Here is a 1,373-nt window from a genome sequence, read left to right as displayed (position 1 = left end):
GCGACGCCCTCGGCGTCGCGCGGGCCGCGGTCGAGGACGGCGCGTCCGGCCCGGTTGCGGCCCGGGACCTCCAGCTCTACTGCGTCGGGTTCTGCGCCGCCCTCACGGGGCACCACCGCGCCGAGGACGCCACGCTGTTCGACGTCGTGCTGGCCGCCCGTCCCGACCTGGCGCCCGTGGTCGCCGACCTCAAGCGGGACCATTCCATGCTGGACCACCTCCTGGGCGAGCTTGAGCGTGCCGCTCTGTCCGGCGAGGGCCGGGACGTGCTGCTGCGGCACCTGGACGGCATCGACGCCGTCATGGAGACGCACTTCCGGTACGAGGAGAAGAAGCTCGTCACCGTGCTCGACGACGCCGAGCGCCCGGCGTCCGACCGGCAGGCGCTGCTCGGCCCGTTCGCCTGACGCCTTCGCCGAATTGGGCATTCCGGATTTATTTCCGGAAGACACACCTTTATCCCGGCTGCCCGAGTTGTGCCAGGTAGGAGCGTAATTTCCTCGTATCACAGGCACGAACTGCACGATTTATCTCTTGTCATAGACTCTCGACGCGCTCCGATCATATTCATGCAATTCAGGGGAATTGGGGTGTGCGTGCTATCTAGCTACGAGCCTTCCACGGCCATGTCGCCGACGACGTCGGGGGCAGGACAGAGCCAGGCGGGCGGCAGGGGGAGGGGCCACGTGGTCCACGGGCGGGACAGAGAACTGCGGGTCATCGGGCATTTCGCGACCGACCTGGACCCGACGGTCCTCGTCGTGCGCGGCCTGAGCGGCATCGGCAAGACGGCGACGGTCATCCGCGCGCTCAAGCAGGTCGGCGCGGGGTCGTCGGCGGTGCGCGTGGTCCGGCCGTGCTCGCCACGACCCTCGGCGCACGACCTGGAGAACAGCAGGCGCATCGACCTGTCGGCCTGGTCCGTGCCCGACCACCTGGAGCACGACTCCGACTTCGACGCCGCGGGCTTCCTGCGCGCCGTGTCGGCCTGGGCGGACGATGCAGGCACCGGGCCGCGCGTGCTCTTCGTCGACGACGTGGGCGTGCTCACCGCCGAGCGCGCACGCTGGCTGCAGCACCTGGCCGACGAGGCGTACGGGCAGGACTGGCGCGTGATCGCCGCCGTACGGAGCATCTCCGCCGAACCGCTCTCGGACGACGTCGAGGTGCTGGAGCTGGGCCCGCTGGACCGCGGGTCCCTGCGTCGCGTGCTCGACATGGAGCTCAGCGTGCCGGTCGCGGCCGACGTCGTGGAGCAGCTGCGCTGGTGGAGCGCGGGCAACCCGAGGATCGCCCTGGAGCTCGCCGGCGCGCTGAGCTCGGGCGAGCTGCGCGGGGACGCCGCGTGGGCCGGGCCCGAGGTCGTGGGCTCC

Annotated in this window: 2 protein-coding genes; both read left to right on the top strand. The window is 70.8% G+C overall.

Annotated features, from left to right (window positions below):
* Positions 1 to 407, top strand: a 407-nt coding sequence (locus PROKR_RS20340; protein WP_036966499.1) for a hemerythrin domain-containing protein, incomplete at its 5' end; no start/stop codon positions are given.
* A gap of 279 nt (positions 408 to 686) precedes the next feature.
* The coding region (locus tag PROKR_RS35605; protein ID WP_036966496.1) for a hypothetical protein at positions 687 to 1,373 on the top strand (687 nt) is incomplete at its 3' end.

It is taken from the genome of Promicromonospora kroppenstedtii DSM 19349, from assembly GCF_000515355.1.
Classification (GTDB): Bacteria; Actinomycetota; Actinomycetes; order Actinomycetales; family Cellulomonadaceae; genus Promicromonospora; species Promicromonospora kroppenstedtii.
This window is presented reverse-complemented; position numbering and strand designations above follow the sequence as displayed.